The organism is Ensifer sp. Root558 (assembly GCF_001427045.1).
Taxonomy (GTDB): domain Bacteria; phylum Pseudomonadota; class Alphaproteobacteria; order Rhizobiales; family Rhizobiaceae; genus Ensifer; species Ensifer adhaerens.
The window spans coordinates 28897-47125 of record NZ_LMGC01000010.1 but is presented as its reverse complement, the minus strand read 5'-3'; the positions used below and the strand labels follow the sequence as shown (position 1 = coordinate 47125).

10 protein-coding genes are annotated in these 18229 nt (G+C 60.6%); 6 read left to right on the top strand and 4 right to left on the bottom strand.

Annotation, left to right across the window (positions count from 1 at the left end; translation table 11 throughout):
- Positions 1-794: 794 nt before the first annotated feature.
- The 5 genes from ASD63_RS12575 (at position 795) to ASD63_RS12555 (ending at position 8866) form a co-directional block, all read left to right on the top strand.
- Complete coding sequence (locus ASD63_RS12575; RefSeq protein ID WP_244495210.1) at positions 795-2810, top strand: nucleoside-diphosphate sugar epimerase/dehydratase; 2016 nt, start codon at positions 795-797, stop codon at positions 2808-2810.
- A 39-nt stretch (positions 2811-2849) separates the two neighbouring features.
- On the top strand, positions 2850-4073 hold the full coding sequence (locus tag ASD63_RS12570) for a glycosyltransferase family 4 protein (RefSeq protein ID WP_060529406.1): 1224 nt from the start codon (positions 2850-2852) through the stop codon (positions 4071-4073).
- Between the two features lie 722 nt (positions 4074-4795).
- The gene (gene asnB / locus ASD63_RS12565) at positions 4796-6754 is read left to right on the top strand and encodes an asparagine synthase (glutamine-hydrolyzing) (RefSeq protein ID WP_060529405.1); all 1959 of its coding nucleotides are present in this window, start codon (positions 4796-4798) and stop codon (positions 6752-6754) included.
- Between the two features lie 724 nt (positions 6755-7478).
- Positions 7479-8390, top strand: a complete 912-nt coding sequence (locus ASD63_RS12560; RefSeq protein ID WP_060529404.1) for an NAD-dependent epimerase/dehydratase family protein — start codon at positions 7479-7481, stop codon at positions 8388-8390.
- Positions 8391-8572: 182 nt separating this feature from the next.
- Positions 8573-8866: a hypothetical protein gene (locus tag ASD63_RS12555; RefSeq protein ID WP_060529403.1), complete on the top strand. Its 294-nt coding sequence runs from the start codon at positions 8573-8575 to the stop codon at positions 8864-8866.
- Between the two features lie 15 nt (positions 8867-8881).
- Here the strand turns inward: ASD63_RS12555 and ASD63_RS12550 are convergent, their stop codons facing one another.
- The 4 genes from ASD63_RS12550 to ASD63_RS12535 all read right to left on the bottom strand — a co-directional run bounded on the left by ASD63_RS12550 (position 8882) and on the right by ASD63_RS12535 (position 11088).
- Entirely contained in the window at positions 8882-9373 is a 492-nt protein-coding gene (locus tag ASD63_RS12550; protein WP_082572862.1) for a GNAT family N-acetyltransferase, read from the bottom strand.
- Positions 9374-9444: 71 nt separating this feature from the next.
- On the bottom strand, positions 9445-9981 hold the full coding sequence (locus ASD63_RS12545; protein ID WP_060529401.1) for a tail fiber protein: 537 nt from the start codon (positions 9979-9981) through the stop codon (positions 9445-9447).
- Between the two features lie 33 nt (positions 9982-10014).
- A complete protein-coding gene (locus ASD63_RS12540; protein ID WP_060529400.1) occupies positions 10015-10545 on the bottom strand; it encodes a tail fiber protein in 531 nt (176 codons plus the stop codon).
- Between the two features lie 21 nt (positions 10546-10566).
- A complete protein-coding gene (locus ASD63_RS12535) occupies positions 10567-11088 on the bottom strand; it encodes a tail fiber protein (protein WP_060529399.1) in 522 nt (173 codons plus the stop codon).
- Between the two features lie 242 nt (positions 11089-11330).
- Between ASD63_RS12535 and ASD63_RS12530 the strand changes: the two genes are divergently transcribed.
- The gene (locus ASD63_RS12530) at positions 11331-17846 is read left to right on the top strand and encodes a putative Ig domain-containing protein (protein WP_082572861.1); all 6516 of its coding nucleotides are present in this window, start codon (positions 11331-11333) and stop codon (positions 17844-17846) included.
- Positions 17847-18229: the final 383 nt, after the last annotated feature.

Here is an 18229-nt window from a genome sequence, read left to right as displayed (position 1 = left end):
GTGGTTAAGGAGCACTTGTCGGCGTCCCTCGATCCTTAACCGAGAGCGTTCCAGCGCGCGGGAGGGTATTGAAGCGCCGTTTCCAGCCGCGCTAAGATTTATCTGATGTATATCTTCGGTTATTCTTTCGGTTGTTCTATCGGTTATTTTACATGCGAAAAATAACGACCGTTTAATGTAAAAATATCGGATTTGCGTTCAGTTTTTATGTTTTAGTTCTTTGTTTTGAACGGCGCGTTCTGTCATCCGTGTGGTGGAATGGTCGCTAGTTAATCCTAAAGTATTACGGATTAGTTTGCAGTGATACTATTGAGTTCTAATATAATTAGGTAAATTTCTTCCAATAAAACGAAAAGATAATTTACACGCGGTTCTTGGTGTGCGAGAGTTTCGGCGAAGTTGGCGTATTTTATTGCGAAGACCAAAACTTGTATCAGTGCATAGATAAAATAGATTTCAGGTAAATTTGTATGATCTGATCGGTATCAGAAGTTTATTCCAAACACATTCAACGAGACATGACGTCTCAAGGCGCATCACTCGTCCGTCCGTTATCGGCGCGGCGATTGAATGGCGTTCTATCGATCGAAGGGTGTCGCATGCATCGCAACGAGGCCGCTGCCCAGCCAACGCAAGCCGTCGCTCCGTCTCCGCCGTCTGTGGCGAGATACTGGGCAAGGTTCCTCACCATACTCGCCTGGTTTGCCGCCGTCGGACGTGCGCTTCTGCGCTTGGCGGCAAGAACCGCCGTATCGTCGGTCAAGCAGGTTCGTCGATCGCGCGTGCTCTATGCGATGGACATCGCGTCTGCAGCCCTGGCGCTCGTGGCCGCCTTTTTTCTGCGCTATGGCTTCGACGCCATGTCGACGCGACCGGAGCTTATCTGGGCGCTGCTAACGACCGGACCGCAATATCTTCTGGCCTGTGCGCTCGCTTTTCCGATTGCGGGATTGTACGCTCGCGACTGGCGCTACTGCTCCGTCTCGGACCTGCGCTCAATCCTTCAGGCCGTCTTGATCAGTTCGGCGGCGCTGGTGTTGATGTCGTTCTTTGCGAACCGGCTCCAGGATATGCCGCGAAGCGTTGTGCCGCTCGAGGCGCTGCTCTTGACCGCATTCCTTTCGGCTTCGCGACTGAGCTTCCGGCTCGACGAACTGGCGCTGCGCCCAACGCGGCGGCAGCCGATCGCCGAGGACAATGCCGACCGCATCCCGACCTTGCTCGTCGGCAGCGGCCATGCGGCAGATCTCTATCTGAGAGCGCTCCGCCGCGATCCACATTGCAGCCATAAGCCGGTCGGCTGCTTGGAAGTGACGCCGGAGCATACGGACATGACCTTGCGCGGCATTCCGATCCTTGGCGCGCTCAGCGATTTCGAAACTGTGGTCTGCGCGCTCGCAGAAAATGGACAGCTGCCGCGCCATGTCGTCTTTACCGAATCGCTTTCGGCGTTCGGCGAAGCCGCTGAGGATGTGATGCGGCGCGCCGAAGCGCGTGGCATGACCGTATCGCGCCTGACGCAGATCACGGAACTCAAGAGCGCCAAGCAGGAAAGCCGTTTCGAACTACGCTCGATCGAGCTGACGGATCTTCTGGAGCGCCCGCAGGCAGCCCTCGACAACGAGGCAATTCTTCGCCTCGTCCGCGGTCGGCGCGTCCTGATCACCGGCGCCGGTGGTTCGATCGGCAGCGAACTCACCTTGCAGGTGGCGGCGCGTGAACCGGCCGAACTCATCCTGGTCGAGAACTGCGAATACAATCTCTATGCGATCGACATGGAACTCGGCGAGCGCTATCCGGCCGTCAAGCGGACCGCAAACCTTTGCAACGTACGCCGGGCCAATCGCGTCAACGACGTCTTTGCCAAGTACCGGCCGGAGTTGGTCTTCCATGCCGCCGCGCTCAAGCATGTGCCGATGGTGGAGCTTAACCCTTGCGAGGGTGTACTGACCAATGTGATCGGCACGATGAACGTCGCGAACGCCGCCCGCCGCTTCAAGGTGCAGGCGATGGTGCAGGTGTCGACCGACAAGGTCGTCAATCCGACCAGCGTGATGGGCGGGACCAAACGGCTGGCCGAACTCTATTGCCAGGCGCTCGACCTTCATTGCCTGAAGAAGGGTTCCGGCCCGCGCTTCATGACTGTTCGCTTCGGCAACGTGCTCGGATCGAGCGGCTCGCTGATCCCGTTGTTTAAGCGGCAGATCGCCAAGGGTGGCCCGCTCACTGTTACCGATCCGCGCATGACGCGCTTCTTCATGACCATTCGCGAAGCCGTCGAACTGACACTGCAGGCTTCGGCCTATGGTCTGGAAGGCGAAATCGGCAAGGGCGAGATTTTCGTTCTGGACATGAATGAGCCGATCAAGATCATCGACATCGCCAAGCGGATGATCCGGCTTGCCGGCCTGACGCCGGGCAAGGACATCGATATCGATATCATCGGTCTCAGGCCCGGCGAAAAGCTCTATGAGGAGTTGTTCGACAGTGGCGAGCAACGCATAAGTTCACCTATTCCAGGTGTGCTCGGCGCGATCCCGAATGCCGTGCCCCTGGCGACGCTCAAGGAGATGTTCGCGCGCTTGAAGCTATTTGCCGAACTCGGTGATCAGGCGATGGTCTTTGCGATCATGAACAGCCTCATTCCGGGCTTCGACAAACACCCGGCTGAAGGCGCGGCTGCTGCCTCGTCGGACGACGGGGAGGATGGGGCCGCTGACGCCGATGCCGCGCATCCCACCGACGATGTCCTGCAAGCAGCGCTGTCGAACCTTAGGCGGGGGCCGCCTTCGACGCCGATGCCGATGTGACCAGTGCGATCTTTCTAACGCTCGTATGGAGCTTCCCGCATGTTGATTGACGCGAGCGACTATTCTGCGGTCAGGCTGCCGCCACAGCGGGCGGCTGCCGCCGCGGGATCGGCGGTTGCCAGCGTAGTTCCGAAACAGCGTATCGCGGTACTTTCGAGCTACAGTCGCTCTCTCACCAATTTTCGCCTGGAGTTGCTGCGACGCTTGGTGGAGGCCGGCCATTCGGTCCTGGCCGTCGGGCCGGAGCAGGACGAGGACGTCGTCCGGCAGCTTGCCGCGATCGGTGTAGAGTTCGTCCGCTCGCCCATGAGCCGCACCGGGCTCAACCCACTGACGGATCTCGCGACGCTCTGGTCCTACACGCGGCTGCTACGCTCGCGGCAGATCGATGTCGTGATCCCCTATACGATGAAGCCGATCGTCTACGGCGGCATTGCCGCTCGTCTGGCTGGCGTCAAGCGACGGTATTTTCTCGTGACCGGCCTTGGCCACGTCTATTCGGAAGCCGCAGGAAAGCGGTGGGTCGGGCGCCGCATCAAGCAACTGAGCGTGTTGCTCTACCGACTGGCGCTAAAGGGGGCAGGCGGGGTCTTTGCCTATAATCGCGCGGATTCGGCTGATATCGAGAGCTGCAGGCTGATTTCCGATCAGCGCGACTTGACGCTCGTGCCGGGCTCTGGCGTCGACCTCGACCACTATGCCTTTTCGAGCCCGCCCAGCGGGCGCCCGGTCTTTCTGCTCGTCGCCCGCCTGCTGAAGGACAAAGGGATCAGCGAGTATGTCGAGGCCGCACGCCTCGTCCGCCAGCAATTCCCGGAGGCCGAATTTCGTCTTCTGGGGCAGTTCGATCCGAGTCCGGCCGCGATCTCCGCTGAAACCATCGATGGATGGGTCAAGGACGGCAGCCTGAACTATCTCGGCGAAACCACGGATGTGCGCCCGCATCTCAGCGATTGCAGCGTCTTCGTCCTTCCGTCCTACTATCGCGAGGGCATACCGCGCAGCATTCTCGAGGCGATGTCGACGGGGCGCGCGATCGTCACAACCGATCTGCCGGGCTGCGACGAGACAGTGGTCGACGGGCTCAACGGTTACCTTGTGGAGCCGCGCAACGCCAAGCAACTGGCCGAAGCCATGTGCCGCTTCCTCAGGGCGCCTTCGCTGATCACAGACATGGGTCTCAGGTCTCGGGAACTTGCCCAATCCAAGTTTGATGTGCATGCCGTGAACAAGATTCTTCTCGAGCGCATGGCGCTTATCTGAGGGATCAAGGTTTTCGAACAACCATCAGCATTGGTCGCATGGCCCGCGTGCGCTGCGGCGCGGGGTGCCTATCGATCGAACCATGTCGCCTATCACGTCATCTGCGATCAGGATTCGACGGCAACTGGAATGAAAGCTCGCTTAGAAACGGCCTGGTCTTTCGCCCCATATGCTTCATGCTCAGGAACCACCACCGTCGATGGAAGAAGTCGCGCGCCGGATGCTGAGAACTCAAAACAAGAATTGGATCGAAGTTGGATTTCCTTTGACGGAAGTGTTATCATTTTTCATTATTGTCGGTCGGATACTTAACTAAGGTTTTTATGTTTAAAGCTCTCATGGCCGGCGGCGGCATGGTTTGTTTCATGAATAGTTCTTACGGGTTTGGAACGTCCCCGCGGAAGTCAAGGACGGATGCAGGATGTGCGCGGTACATGGTGACGAGCACTCGACTTGTCGAGCGGCTGCGGATATCGGCGACGTGTCGTGTTTTTCGCTTCGTTTGAAGAAAGTTCAAGGACTTAGCCCGCACATGTTACGGATCGAGTGGCGAGGTGCCCGGTGTCGGCAAGCCTCTACCGGCGCCCAAACGATCCTGCGCCTGACGCATCGGGTGTCTCTTGAGTCTAATCGGCGAACGGGGCGAACGCTCGTAGCGCGCACGAATGCAAATCGCATCCATGACGCTATCAGAAGAATGACCATTCGGTGAGGGACCAGTGATGTGCGGAATTGCAGGCCTCATAAACTACGCGGGACGCCAGCAGGAAAGATCGAACGCCACGCTGCGATCAATGGCGGAGGCACTTGCCCATCGCGGTCCCGACGCCGGCGGGATCTGGCTGGCTGAAGACGGGCATGTCGGCCTTTGCCATCGTCGGCTGTCGATTATTGATCTCTCGCCCGGAGGAGCGCAGCCAATGCACTCCGCCAGCGGGCGTTATTCGATTGTCTACAATGGCGAGATTTATGGCTTTCTTGGGCTTCGGGCCGAACTGGAGACGCGGGGAGTTCGATTTCGCGGCCACTCCGATACGGAGGTTCTTATCGAAGCGGTCGAGCTATATGGTCTGGAAAACACGCTCAAGCGCTGTAATGGGATGTTCGCCTTCGCTCTCTATGACAGCGTCGAGCGCAAAGTCATCTTTGCCCGCGATAGGATTGGCAAGAAGCCCCTTTACATCGGATTGTCCGGTGAGGCAGTCGTCTTCGGATCCGAGCTGAAGAGTATCAGGCGACATCCGTCGTTCCGCTCGCCGGAAATTGATCGCGGCTCAGTCGCATTGTACCTGCGGTACAACTACGTTCCCACTCCCTACTCGATCTTTCGTAACATATTCAAATTGCCGCATGGATCGACGGTCAGCATCTCTGTTGACGAACCTCCGTCCTCAATTGCCGCGGTGCTCGCCTCGACGAAGCTCTACTGGGACGCGTTTGATGTGGCCGAACGTGGATATGCGCGTCCGATCGAATCCGAAGAGGAAGCCTTGGAACTACTCGACAACTGTCTGAAGACAGCCGTTAGCGAGCGCATGGTGTCGGATGTGCCGGTAGGTGCGCTGCTTTCCAGTGGCGTTGATTCCTCGCTGGTGTCGGCTGTGATGCAGGAAGTCTCTACCTCTCCCGTTAAGACCTATACGGTTCGTTTCATGGAAGAACAGTATAACGAGGCGGATGCTGCGTCGGCTGTTGCTCGCCACCTGAAGACGGATCACACGGAAATTACCGCCGAACCGGAGATTGCGTTCAAGCTGATATCCGACCTGCCTGATGTTTATGACGAGCCTTTCGCCGATCCATCGCAGATCCCGACTCTGTTGGTTTCGAAACTGGCGCGACAGACCGTAACGGTTGCACTTTCGGGGGACGGTGGCGATGAATTTTTCGGCGGTTACAAGCGATATCAACGAATGTTGACGTTTGATCGTCTGGCGAAAATGGCGCCCCCGATTGCCCTTCGAGCCGTGAAATTCACTCCGGGGTGGTTGCTTGATGTCGCAGCGCCACTTGGCAGCCGCGCTCTTCCCGCAGCCTTGCGGGACGAGGCCACCGGCAGTCGCATGAAGCGGCTGGCCGAGCTGCTTCAGATCCATGATACTGACGACCGATACTTGAATTTCGTCTCTCAGTGGCCGGATGCGACCGATGTCGTCATCGGCGGACATGAACCACCCACCGCAATGTCGTCCAAGCGAATTCCGGCTGCCCTCAATCCCGTGGACAGGATGATGTATCGGGATATGGTGTCATATCTCCCGGACGATATCCTGGTTAAGTTGGACCGCGCTTCGATGGCTGTCGGCCTTGAAATGCGCGCACCTCTTCTCGACTACCGTTTTGTCGAACTGGCTTGGCGTGCGCCGCGGGCCCTCTGCTTTTCGCAGGGGCAAGGCAAGCTCGCGCTACGCAAACTGCTGGCGCGGCGGTTGCCAGAAAAACTCATGAATCAACCGAAACGCGGGTTCGGCATCCCGCTTAATGCTTGGCTGCGCGGTCCGCTGCGTGCCTGGGCGAGCGAAACCCTATCTCCATCTCGGCTGCGTCGCGACGGTGTATTTCGCTCGGAACTGATCGAGGCGCGTTGGAAAGAGCATCTAACGGGCAAGCGTGATTGGGGACCTCACCTCTGGACGATCCTGATGTTCAATTCTTGGATGGATCGTTGGACCAGTAGCTAGCAGTGGGGCGCACATTTGAGCCTCCCGCAGTAGCCGGGCGATGCCGTTTGGGTCGGGCGCTCTGCTCATGTTGCAGAGCCGTCTCATATTGTGTCGCGAAATAACGGTGCCCGAGTGAAGAACCGCTGGCGCGCCTCACCCCCACTGGGCGGAAGCCGTGCCTGAAGCTTCTGGCCTTGAGGTCGCCAGGAAGAAACTGTTTGAAACGACCGTCGACGGTTTCGACAGACCCGCGACCATTCTCAACAGGAGTTACTTCTCTGCCGCGCAGATCCGATCGGCCGGTCGAACATTCGATCCAATCTGTGCGGCGCCGGAAGCCTGCTGATCATGACCGCACGAACGAGAAGCGCAAAAACGGGGGCACGCTTTTCCAAGTGGGTGCCGGCGGCACGTTCACGCTGCTGATGCGCGTCGGTTCCGGATCGGAGGTTGAAGACTGATCCTGGGCTGTCCGTCGCCCTGATGCTCTCGCGATAGGTTATCGAGCGCAAGCCTTAGCCTTGTTCCTTCTCAAGTCTCTGCGAAACGGTAAACCTGGAGGCAGGAGCCTTGACGGCGTCTGGGCGACAAGGAAGATTGCAACACAGACGGAAGGTCCGGTCGCGGACTCACTGGCCGAGTGCCGGTCGCGCTCCACGGTCGGCTGGGCGGCTCAGGAATCCACCTACACTTAAGATCCAGGCGCCTCCGATCGCGATGAGGTGTCGCGAGGGAAAACGACTTGAAAAGGATACTGGTTACCGGTGGAGCCGGCTTCATTGGCGCGCACCTGGTCCGTCGGCTCATTAAGGCTGGCTATGACGTGACCGTCCTTGATGATCTGAGTTCGGGAAAGCGAGAAAACATCCCGCAGGCTGCGATCTTCATTGAGGGGTCGGTGCTCGACCGCGACGCCGTGCGCCGCGCGCTCGCCAATGTGGATGCCTGTATCCATTTGGCGGCGATCTCCTCGGTCGAGCGTTGCAAGCGGCAACTGACGTCATCGCACGCAATCAACATAACGGGGTTCCTCACGATCATCGAGGAACTTGCCCACTCCGGGGCTCATTTTCCGCTTGTCTATGCCTCATCGGCTGCGGTTTACGGGGCAAGCCAGGAATTGCCACTTTCGGAAGCCGGACGTTGCATTCCGTTGTCGCCTTATGGTGCGGACAAGCTTTCCTGCGAACTTCACGCGCGGTCTGCCTATGAGGTCTACGGCATATCGAGCCTGGGTCTGCGTTTCTTCAACGTGTACGGGCCGGGGCAGGATCCATCGTCTCCCTATTCCGGCGTGATCGCCAAGTTCGCCGAACGGCTGGAGCGCGGTGAAAACATCACCATCCATGGGGATGGCCGTCAGACCCGTGATTTCGTCCATGTGGACGACGTTGTGGAGGCTGTGCTGCACGCGCTTGGCCGCTGGGACACGGGCGCGCGCATCGTCAATGTTTGCAGCGGCGTCGAGACATCGATCAGCGACCTTGCGCGGATCATGATCGAGGAAACCGGCAGCCGCTCGGATATCACCTATATCGACGGCCTTTCGGGTGAAGTCAGGCGCTCGCGGGGGTGCGTCGAAGCGCTCCACGCAAAACTGGCCTATCGCTGCGTGACCGACCTTCGAGCCGGACTCGCGCGACTGCTGCAGTGATCTCGATGGCAGAGCGGGCGCGATGCTCGCCTGCTGCGGAGTGGGGGCGATCGCGCTATTGGCGTCCTCTTGCTGCAAGCATGGTGCGTGCCATTCCTCGCCCTTGAGACTTTTTTGTTCAACTTCCATGGTGTAGAAACGCCGGAAACGACCCAAACGGGAATCATCGAGGGGATCTGCGCATGGAACTGCTGACGCTTCAACATTTCGCGGGTTGCGTCGGTCAGGCGTTCGATCTGTCCCTTGGTGAGAGCACGGTGCCTTTGACACTTGCGGAAGCCACACCCGGTACGACGCCGATCTTGCCGGGCATGCTTCGCGCGCCCTTTTCGCTGATCTTCCGCAGCGGTTCAGCGATCGTGCTGCCGCAACAGATCTACCGGCTTAAAAATGCGTCGCTCGGCGCACTGGACATTTTTCTCGTGCCGGTTGCCCGCGACAAGCAGGGTATTGTCTACCAGGCCGTTTTCAATTGACGCTGAAGTGGGCGGTCAGCGGGGCTCCGCTTCGTCGAAATCGCCGGGCGACCACTCCATCTTGATATGCGAGCCGACATCGTTGATGCCCCGAAATCCAAGGCGCTGATAAAGCGCTTGGGCTCGAAAGTTTCGTTGCTCGACATGCAAGGTGAGAACGCACGCCTCTGAGGTTGCGGCCTCACGCTGAATAGCCGTCAGTAAGGCTGTGCCTTTGCCCTGGCGGCGCCACTCAGGCAAAAATCCGATATCGACGATGAGCCAGCGCTCCTTTTCGGCGTCCAGATAGAGCCGGCCGACCGGCTTGTCTCCGATTTCGACAACGAGATAGTCCGCGTCCGGATAGACCGACCGGTAGTGGCGATGCTGGGCGATAAATTGTTGTTCGAGAAAGACCTGCTTCTGCTCAGGCGACCATGGAACGGCCGCCAGTTCGTCCGCGCGAAACGACGAGTAGAGCTCGAGCAAGAATGGCGCATCCACTGACGCGGCATGACGCAGGGACATGCCCTGCACCCCCAAACGAGGTGGATCAGACCGGATCTGAAAATCGACCGCGAAAATGTCAGCGTAGGGTTTCACCCGAACGAGGGGAAGGCGCCGTTAAGCGCGATGCAGAAATTTACACCCAGGTAGGGCTGGCGGTTTTCATGCGGGAGGTTTCCACCCGACAGACCGATCATGGGGGGAGCAAACTGGGCATCCGGCTGGGCAGTATTCACCGCCATGACCGTATGCTGCGTTGGCAGGCTGAGTGAGTTTCCGGCTGAAGGCGTACTTGCTCTTTTCGTCCCGTCAGTCTGATTGTAGACCGTCAGTGAATGCGTATGTGCCGGCATTTCGGTTGAAAGCAGTGTAACATTCTGCGTCCCGAAGACCTCTCCGATCGTCCGGGGCGTAAGACCTGGACCCGTGCCCTGATTGCAGGGTGCGCGTCCTGCAAAGTTTGGCAACTGGAAATTGCTGTGACCGTTGCCGCCATACGACGTGCCGATGAGCGAGAACAACGCGGTATTTTGCTGGATGGGCATCAACGGTCCGTTGCAGAGTGCCCAGCCATAGGGTGCGTAATTGAAACTGAAGAGCTGGATCTCACCAATGAAAGGCTCTGTCATTCTTATCCCCTTACTGTGAAATACAGGCCCGAATCAACTTTGCTGCGGAAAGATTCCGTATAATGCAATGCAAAAGTGCGTCGTCAGCGTCGGCATCGTGTTGTCATGAGGCTGACTGCCGCCTGTGGGGCTGGTCGAATTCGGCGACGTCCCGCGCCCGGTCAGGCCGCTCACGTCCGTTGCGTAGAGTGTGTCGCTGGCAACCGCTCCTAACATGACAGTCGGCCCGACCGCCGTCGCGTCCGCTGTGGCCGTCGTTGCGACTATCGGGTGGCCATGCGGTGGGAGTTGGGTGCTGACCAGTGTCACGTTTTCGGTGCCAGCAATCTGACCGAGCACCCGCGTCGTCAGGCCCTGACCCGTGCCCCAGTGCATCGGCACGCGGCCGCGTAGGTCAGGCACACGAAATGTTGACTGGCCGTCTCCGCCGTAGGTGGTCCCGAGCAGCGTGTAAAGCATCTCATATTCCGCGATCGAAAGCAGCGAACCGTCGCAGGTCTGCCAACCGGTGGGAACCCGGGGGAACCCGAATATCCGTATTTCCCCGACATAGGGAGTGCTCATGCTTACCTCCGGTGGCTGAGTTCAGTTGCGCGACGGGTAGACGCCCGACAGCGCGATGCAGAAGTTGATGACGTTGAAGGGTTGCATATTCGCGTGCGGCTGCCCACCGCCCGCAGGCGCGATGCTCTGGGACGATAGAGGGACCTCAGACCCACCGGGTTGCGCGTAAATCGGCAGAGTTGTCGTACCGAAGAGCGACGGCGCACGTTGATCTCCAACGGTCGTCGTTCCATTACCCTGATGGAGATGAGAGGGGATCTGCTGCGTATTTAATGTCACGGTCTCCACGCCTCCAATCTCCGCCATCGCGGTGGTAGGTTGCCAGCTTGGATCGACAGAATTGCCGTAGGACACAGGCGCGCGGCCTTGCAAATTTGGTAGCATGAAGTTTGTCGTGCCGTTGCCACCGTAGAATGTGCCCAGCAGGGAAAACAGGGCCTGATTCTGGGCGATTGCCATCACCTGACCGTTGCAGAGAGCAAAGCCCTTCGGCGCAAAACCAAATCCGGTCATCATGATCTGCCCGACATAGACCTCGGTCATCGCTGCCCCTTCCGATAAATCTCAACGACTCTAGTTTGCGCCTTCTTCGCACTCTCCCTCATAACGCGTATCTTGGGAAGGGGGGTGTGCGGACTCTTTATTGTTTGAATTCCCGCATAAGTCGCACTAGTCCTGGTTGTGTGACTCGAATTTTCGTGTCAAGCAGTGGCTGGGGTTGGGAAGGACTGATCGTGGCGATGGACCCGCGTCCATGAAGCGCGCAGTGCGTACAGGGGCAGGACATGTTTCAAGAGATCTTTGGTCGGGCAGGCGCCAGGCGCGGTTACATTGCGCTGTTCTTTTTTTTCCTCACGTTCCTTTTCGTGGTGGCGATGGTGCCTGTGTCTTCGGCGCAGGCTGGTCTTTGCGGAACAACCCAGAACGTGACAGTGCAGTCCGGCGGGACAAGTGTCATCACCTGCTCGGAGTGGGGCTTTATCCAGCCGGCTGTGACCAACCCGTCCCACGGCAGTCTAACCTTCGGTATGCCCACCAATACGAACGCCCTTATTTACACCAACAACGGAGACGGGGCGACCTCTGACAGCTTCGTCGTCTATGATGAAAGCCCCTCATCGCCAGTCACATTTAACGTGACGGTTGCGCCATCGAGCTCACCGTTGACCGTGACGCCGGCAAATATGCCGACACCTGTCATTGGTGCGGCTTACATTCAGACACTCAACACCACCGGCGGCACTGGTCCCTATACTTATGCGCTCAGCGGTGGGACGACGCTGCCACCTGGCCTGACGCTTTCGGCTGCCGGGGTCATATCCGGAACGCCGACCGGCTCGGGCCCCTATAACTTCATAGTACGAGTGACCGATTCCACCACGCCGACGGCGCATACCTACGACAAAAGCTACAATCCGACGATCGCGGCACCCGTGATTGACGTTACCCCGGATAGTCTACCGGACGGCGGAGTAGGGGCCGCCTACAGCGTCCATTTTTCTGCGTCCGGCGGTACGCCGCCGTATACATATACTCTGGACGTAGGCACCTTGCCGACCGGATTAAGCCTTTCAACGAGCGGGCAACTGTCTGGCGCACCAACGACGGCAGGAAGCTTCAACTTCAAGATAAAAATCCAGGATAGCACGACGATCTCGACCGGTGGCGTCCATTTCGTGGCGCAGAATTTTACCACCACCATCAATTCCTTCCCGCCAGTGGCGCTCAGCCCGGCGAGCGGCGCGCTTCCTGCCGCAACGGTTGGCAGCGCCTATTCGCAAGGGATCTCGGCGAGCGGGGGGGCCGGGGCAATCAGTTACGCGGTGACCGCGGGTTCGCTTCCCGCAGGTCTCGCCTTAAACACGACGACGGGCGCAATCAGCGGGACGCCCACCGCTGCCGCGATCGGGACTGCAAACTTTACCGTCACGGCGACGGCGGCGACCTCTGGCTCGGCCACCGCGAACTACTCCATTGCCGTCAGTGCGCCCCCCGTAGTGCTGACGCCGGCAAACAACACCGCCTTGTCAGGGGGAACGGTGGGCGTTGCCTACTCAAACAGCTCGATTTCGGCGACCGGGGGTGTCGGTGCGATCACCTATTCGGTGTCGGCAGGTGCCTTACCGGCAGGGCTCACCATCAATCCCTCGACGGGCGCGATCACCGGAACGCCGCTTCCTGACGCCTATGGTTCCGCGCCTTTCACGGTGACGGCCACGGCTGCGAACGTCGGCACCGATTCCAAGGCCTATTCGATCACCATCGCGGCCCCACCGGTGGTGCTGACGCCGGCGGGTGGGGCCCTTGTCGGTGGCGACGTGAACGTCGTCTACCCGGGTGCGTCGATCTCTGCTAGCGGCGGATTGGGGACGTTCACCTATACGGTGACGGCGGGCTCGCTTCCAGACGGCCTCAGTCTGAGTTCGGCTGGGGCGATTGCCGGTACGCCGACGGCGGCCGGATACGGTACCAAAAATTTCACGATCACAGCGACAGGCTCGACCGCCGGTTCGGCGTCGGCCGCCTACAGCATCGCGATTTCCGCGCCACCGATGACGCTCACGCCCGCGGGCGGCGCGTTGACGGCAGCGACGGCGGGGACGGCTTACTCCGACACGTCGATTGCCGCCGTAAACGGGCTCGGGACGGTAACCTACTCCTTAGCATCGGGCACACTGCCGCCCGGTCTCGGCCTTGCGTCTGCAAGCGGCGCAATCACCGGGACGCCAACGGTTGCGGGAGCCTTCAGCTTCACCATCACGGCCACCGACATGCATAGCCGGACGGCCAGCGAAAGTTACAGCATCAATGTCGTTGCCATCGCTCCTGATGCTCCGACTGGGCCCGCGGCGATGGCGAATGATGCTAGCGCACGTGTGAGTTTCTCTGCGCCTGCCTTTAACGGTGGCAGCTCGATTACAGGCTACACAGTTACAGCGAGCCCAGGCGGCGTAACCGCGACGGGACCGTCAAGCCCGATCGACGTCACTGGCTTGACCAACGGCCTGAGTTACACGTTTACGGTCGCAGCAACCAACCTTGCCGGGACGGGTGTCGCTTCCGGTGCTTCCAACGCCGTGACGCCGAAAGCGCCGCAGACGATAACGTTTGCCAACCCCGGTTCCCAAACTTTTGGTACGACGCCCACCTTGACGGCAACTGCGAGTTCCAGCTTGCCCGTCAGCTTCACCTCCGCGACAGCAGGTGTGTGCACAATCGATCCTGGCGGTAAATTGGCCTTCCAATCCATGGGTACTTGCACAATTCACGCAGATCAAACCGGTGACGCGGCCACTGAGGCTGCGCCACGGGTAAGCCAGAGCTTCATAGTGAATGCGGTTGCTCCGGCGGCACCGACGGGAGTTGTTGCGACGGCTGGCGACAGCCAGGCTATGGTTGCCTTTGTTGCGCCCTCGAGCAACGGCGGGGCGCTGATCTCGCGCTACGTTGTCACATCGAGCCCGGACGGTTTGACGGGAGACGGCACCTCCAGTCCGGTGGTCATCACCGGGCTGACGAACGGCACGAGCTATACGTTCACGGTCGTCGCTGAAAACAACGCCGGTCCTGGCCCTGCGTCGGCCGCCTCCAACGCGGTGACGCCGCGCACGATCCAGACGATCACCTTTGCCAATCCGGGTGCCCAGAACTTCGGCACGACGCCGACCCTGACGGCGAGTTCGGACTCAAGCCTGACAGTGAACTTCACCTCGTCGACGACGGCGGTCTGCACGATCAGTCCCGCTGGACTTCTGACCTTCGTATCGATCGGCACCTGTACCATCAACGCCGACCAGCCCGGCGACAGTACCTATCTGCCGGCAACGCAGGTTAGCCGATCGTTCGTGGTCAACGCGATTGCGCCGGGCGCGCCGACCGGCGTTGTAGCCACGGCCGGCAACGCCTCGGCCGAGGTCTCCTTTGCCGCGCCGGTCAATACTGGTGGTGCGCCGATCACCGGCTACACCGTCACAGCCAGCCCCGGCGGCCTGACCGAGACAGGCCCCGCGAGCCCGCTCACGGTGGCCGGCCTGACGAATGGCACCGGCTACACGTTCACGGTGACGGCTGCCAACAGCACTGGTACGGGGCTCGCGTCCGGCGCCTCCAATTCTGTCACCCCGAAGGGGCCGCAAACGATCATCTTTTCCAATCCCGGACCTCAGAACTATACGACGCCGGTGAACCTGATTGCGAGCGCCAGTTCCGGGCTCCCTGTGGCCTGGCAATCCATGACGCCCAGCGTCTGCGTCGTCACTTCAAGCGGTGCGGCAACCTTCCGCAACGGCGGCACCTGCACCATCGAGGTCTCACAGGCCGGCGACGGCGCCTATCTGGCGGCACCCAGTGTCAGCCAGTCGTTCGCGGTCTCGGCGCCGATCTTTGCCTTTTCACCGGCTGCGGGCTCACTGCCGGTTGCAACCGTGGCGACCGCCTATAGCGTGAGCTTCACGGCCACGGATGGCACATCGCCCTATAGCTTCGCGATCGCGAGTGGCGCCTTGCCGGGCGGGCTTTCGCTGGCGTCGTCGGGCGTTCTTTCGGGCACGCCGAACGAGGACGGTACCTTCACCTTCACGATCGCGGCCACCGATGCCTATGGTGCGACCGGGACCAGCGGCAGCTACAGCCTGATTATTCGGGTGCAAGCGCCGATTGCCGGAGCAACGACGAAGACGGTTGCCGCCAACTCGACGGCGAATGTCATTGCGCCCAATCTTTCCGGTGGCGCTGCGGCTTCCGTAACCGTCACTACCGCGCCATCACACGGCACTGCCACGGTGGCTGGAACGTCGTTCAACTATACGCCCGCCGCGGGTTTCTCCGGTACTGACACCTTCAGCTACACCGCAACGAACGCGACCGGGACATCGGCGCCGGCGACAGTCACGGTGACGGTGTCTCCACCGATCTTCGCCTTTTCGCCCCTTCCGGGACCGCTTCCCGGGGCGACAGTTGCCCAGCCCTACGATCAGACGATTTCGGCGACCAGTGGAACCGGGCCTTACAGCTACGCGATCACCGGTTCGCAGCCGCCTGGCCTGACGCTCGCGGCCAACGGCCGCCTGTCGGGCACACCGACGGTGGACGGCAACTTCAACTTCACGATCGAGGCGACCGACGCGAACGGCGCGACCGGCTCTGTCACCTATAGCTTGGCAGTGGCGGTTGAGGCGCCGTCGGCCGGTGCGGTTGCGCTTACGGTTGCCGCAAACTCGACGGCAAACGTCATCTCGCCCAGCATTTCGGGCGGTGCAGCCGCATCGCTCGCGATCGCAAGCCCGCCGCCGCGCGGCAATGCGTCGGTGTCCGGCTTGCAGATCCTCTATACACCCCAACCCGGCTATTCCGGCACCGACAGCTTCACCTACACGGCGACGAATGCGACTGGCACATCCACGCCGGCAACCGTCACGGTGACGGTCTCGCCGCCGGTGCTCGTCCTTTCTCCGACCGGTGGCACGCTTGCGGCCGCCGTCGCCGGGGTTTCCTATAGCCAGAGCCTGACGGCCAGCGCCGGCACGGCACCCTATCTGTATCAGGTTACATCCGGGGCATTGCCGGGCGGGCTGACGCTCGATCCAGTCAGCGGCGCGATCTCCGGGCGACCGGGCGCCGACGGCGACTTCGCCTTCACGGTGACGGCGACGGACGCCAACGGGGCGACGGGGCAGGCGAGCTATCGCATTGCCGTCGTCTCGGCCAACATCGTCTTCAGCCCGGCGGCCGGCCGCCTTCCGGATGCCATGGTCGGTGAGGCCTATTCTGCGCCGATTTCCGCAAGCGGCGGCACCGGCGCCCTGGTTTACAGCGTCAAGAGCGGCACTTTGCCAAAGGGCATGGTGCTCAATGTCTCGACCGGCGAACTGACCGGGCCGTTGGCCGCGGATGCGGTGCCCGACACCTATCGCTTCACCATTGGCGTCGTCGACAGCCGTGGCGCCAGCGGTTCGGCGGTCTATACGCTCAAACTCAACCCGCGTGCGGTGACGGCGCCCAGCATCGTCGTCGACGTGCCCGCCGGCACGACACCGAACAACGTCTATCTCAACGCCGGTGCCACCGGCGGTCCGTTCACCAGTGCCGCCGTCGCCTCGGTCTCGCCGCCGATCGCTGGCACAGCCGAGATCATCGAAGGCGAGCTTGCAGCCGCCGGCAGCTTTACGCCGGTCGGCTATTATCTGAAGTTCACGCCCAATCCTTCCTATTCCGGTTCGGCGGTGGTTAGCTACACCTTGAGAAGCGCACTCGGTACGTCGGGTGCTGGAACTGTCACCTACAAGATCGCACTGGACCGTGTCGCAGCCGGGGAAGAGATCGACGGCCTGGTACGCGATTTCGTGCGCAACCGGCAGAGCCTGCTGTCGTCGACGGTCAAGGTTCCGGGGCTGATCGAGCGGCGACGGGCGGCGATGAGCACCGATCCGGTGACGACGGCGGTCACACCATCGGAGAATGGCGCGCGCCTTGGGTTTTCCACCAGCCTCACGCAGATCCAGGCGGCGCGCGACGCAGCCGACGCGGCGGCTGCCGGCCAAACCTTCGTGAAGACCGACCAGCCCTTCGACGTCTGGATGGATGGCAGCTTTCTGTTCCACAAGGACAAGGACGACGATAGTGACAAGTGGGGCAACTTCGCCCTGTTTTCGATCGGCGCCGATTACCTGATCAGCGAGCGGGCGCTGGTCGGCCTGTCGTTCCACTACGACTACACGAGCGACCCGACCGACGAGGACGCCGAACTGACCGGCAATGGCTGGCTTGCCGGTCCCTATGCGTCGTTCGAAATCGGACAAGGTGTGTTCCTCGATGCCAACCTGCTCTATGGCGGCTCCTCGAACGACATCGATACCGGTATCTTCACCGGCACCTTCGACACGACCCGCTGGATGGCGGACGTCAAGCTGACCGGCGAGTGGCAGCTCGACGAGATCACGGTGCTCACCCCGAAGCTCAGGGCCGTCTACTTTAACGAAGAGGTCGACGATTACACCGCCAGGAACGCGCTCGGAGAGACGATCGACCTCAAGGGGTTCATCGAGGAGCAAGCCCGCTTCAGCATCGGTCTTGATGTCGAGCGGACGCTGGAACTGGAAAACGGCCTGATCCTGTCGCCGACGGTCGGCGCGGATGTCGGCTTTGCGTCGCTCGATGGCGAAGGCCTGTTTGGCCGGGTCTCGGCCGGGCTCGCGCTCAGCAACAACGACAACTGGGACCTCGACTTCTCGCTGCTCTTCAACATCGAGGGCGACGGTTCGCAGGCGGCTGGTGCGAAAGTCGGTGCGCGCGTCCGGTTCTGACGCCCGCGAGGTCTATACGGAGGTATCGCGTTGCGATTGACGCGATACCGATAGATGAGACGGCGCTGGACCGATACTTCCGTTCCGTTGACGGGGCTTCGATTGAGCGGCGGCTCACCGGCGACCATTGGCTCTGCGACACCGGTTTGCCGTTTTCCGTCGCGGGCAGCCATCTTGCGTTGTCTTTAGGACTCGGTCTTCGCGGTAGCAACTCCGCAATCGCGCCCTGCGATCATCCCAACCGCCCAGAGCATCCATCTACTTTCCCTATATCGTTCGCCCCACCACTTGGGCCACGACCGAAAACAGTAGGGCCGCGAGCGCGACGGCCGTTCCAAACCGCGCGATCTTCATTCGGCGCCCGCGAGCGCCATTCCAATCAT

Excerpts from the sequence above, each read along its gene's own strand:
- ASD63_RS12545 (WP_060529401.1), bottom strand. The coding sequence starts at position 9,981 with ATGACAGAGCCTTTCATTGGTGAGATCCAGCTCTTCAGTTTCAATTAC.
- ASD63_RS12570 (WP_060529406.1), top strand. The coding sequence starts at position 2,850 with ATGTTGATTGACGCGAGCGACTATTCTGCGGTCAGGCTGCCGCCACAG.
- ASD63_RS12555 (WP_060529403.1), top strand. The coding sequence starts at position 8,573 with ATGGAACTGCTGACGCTTCAACATTTCGCGGGTTGCGTCGGTCAGGCG.
- ASD63_RS12530 (WP_082572861.1), top strand. The coding sequence starts at position 11,331 with ATGTTTCAAGAGATCTTTGGTCGGGCAGGCGCCAGGCGCGGTTACATT.
- asnB (WP_060529405.1), top strand. The coding sequence starts at position 4,796 with ATGTGCGGAATTGCAGGCCTCATAAACTACGCGGGACGCCAGCAGGAA.
- ASD63_RS12540 (WP_060529400.1), bottom strand. The coding sequence starts at position 10,545 with ATGAGCACTCCCTATGTCGGGGAAATACGGATATTCGGGTTCCCCCGG.
- ASD63_RS12550 (WP_082572862.1), bottom strand. The coding sequence starts at position 9,373 with ATGTCCCTGCGTCATGCCGCGTCAGTGGATGCGCCATTCTTGCTCGAG.
- ASD63_RS12575 (WP_244495210.1), top strand. The coding sequence starts at position 795 with ATGGACATCGCGTCTGCAGCCCTGGCGCTCGTGGCCGCCTTTTTTCTG.
- ASD63_RS12535 (WP_060529399.1), bottom strand. The coding sequence starts at position 11,088 with ATGACCGAGGTCTATGTCGGGCAGATCATGATGACCGGATTTGGTTTT.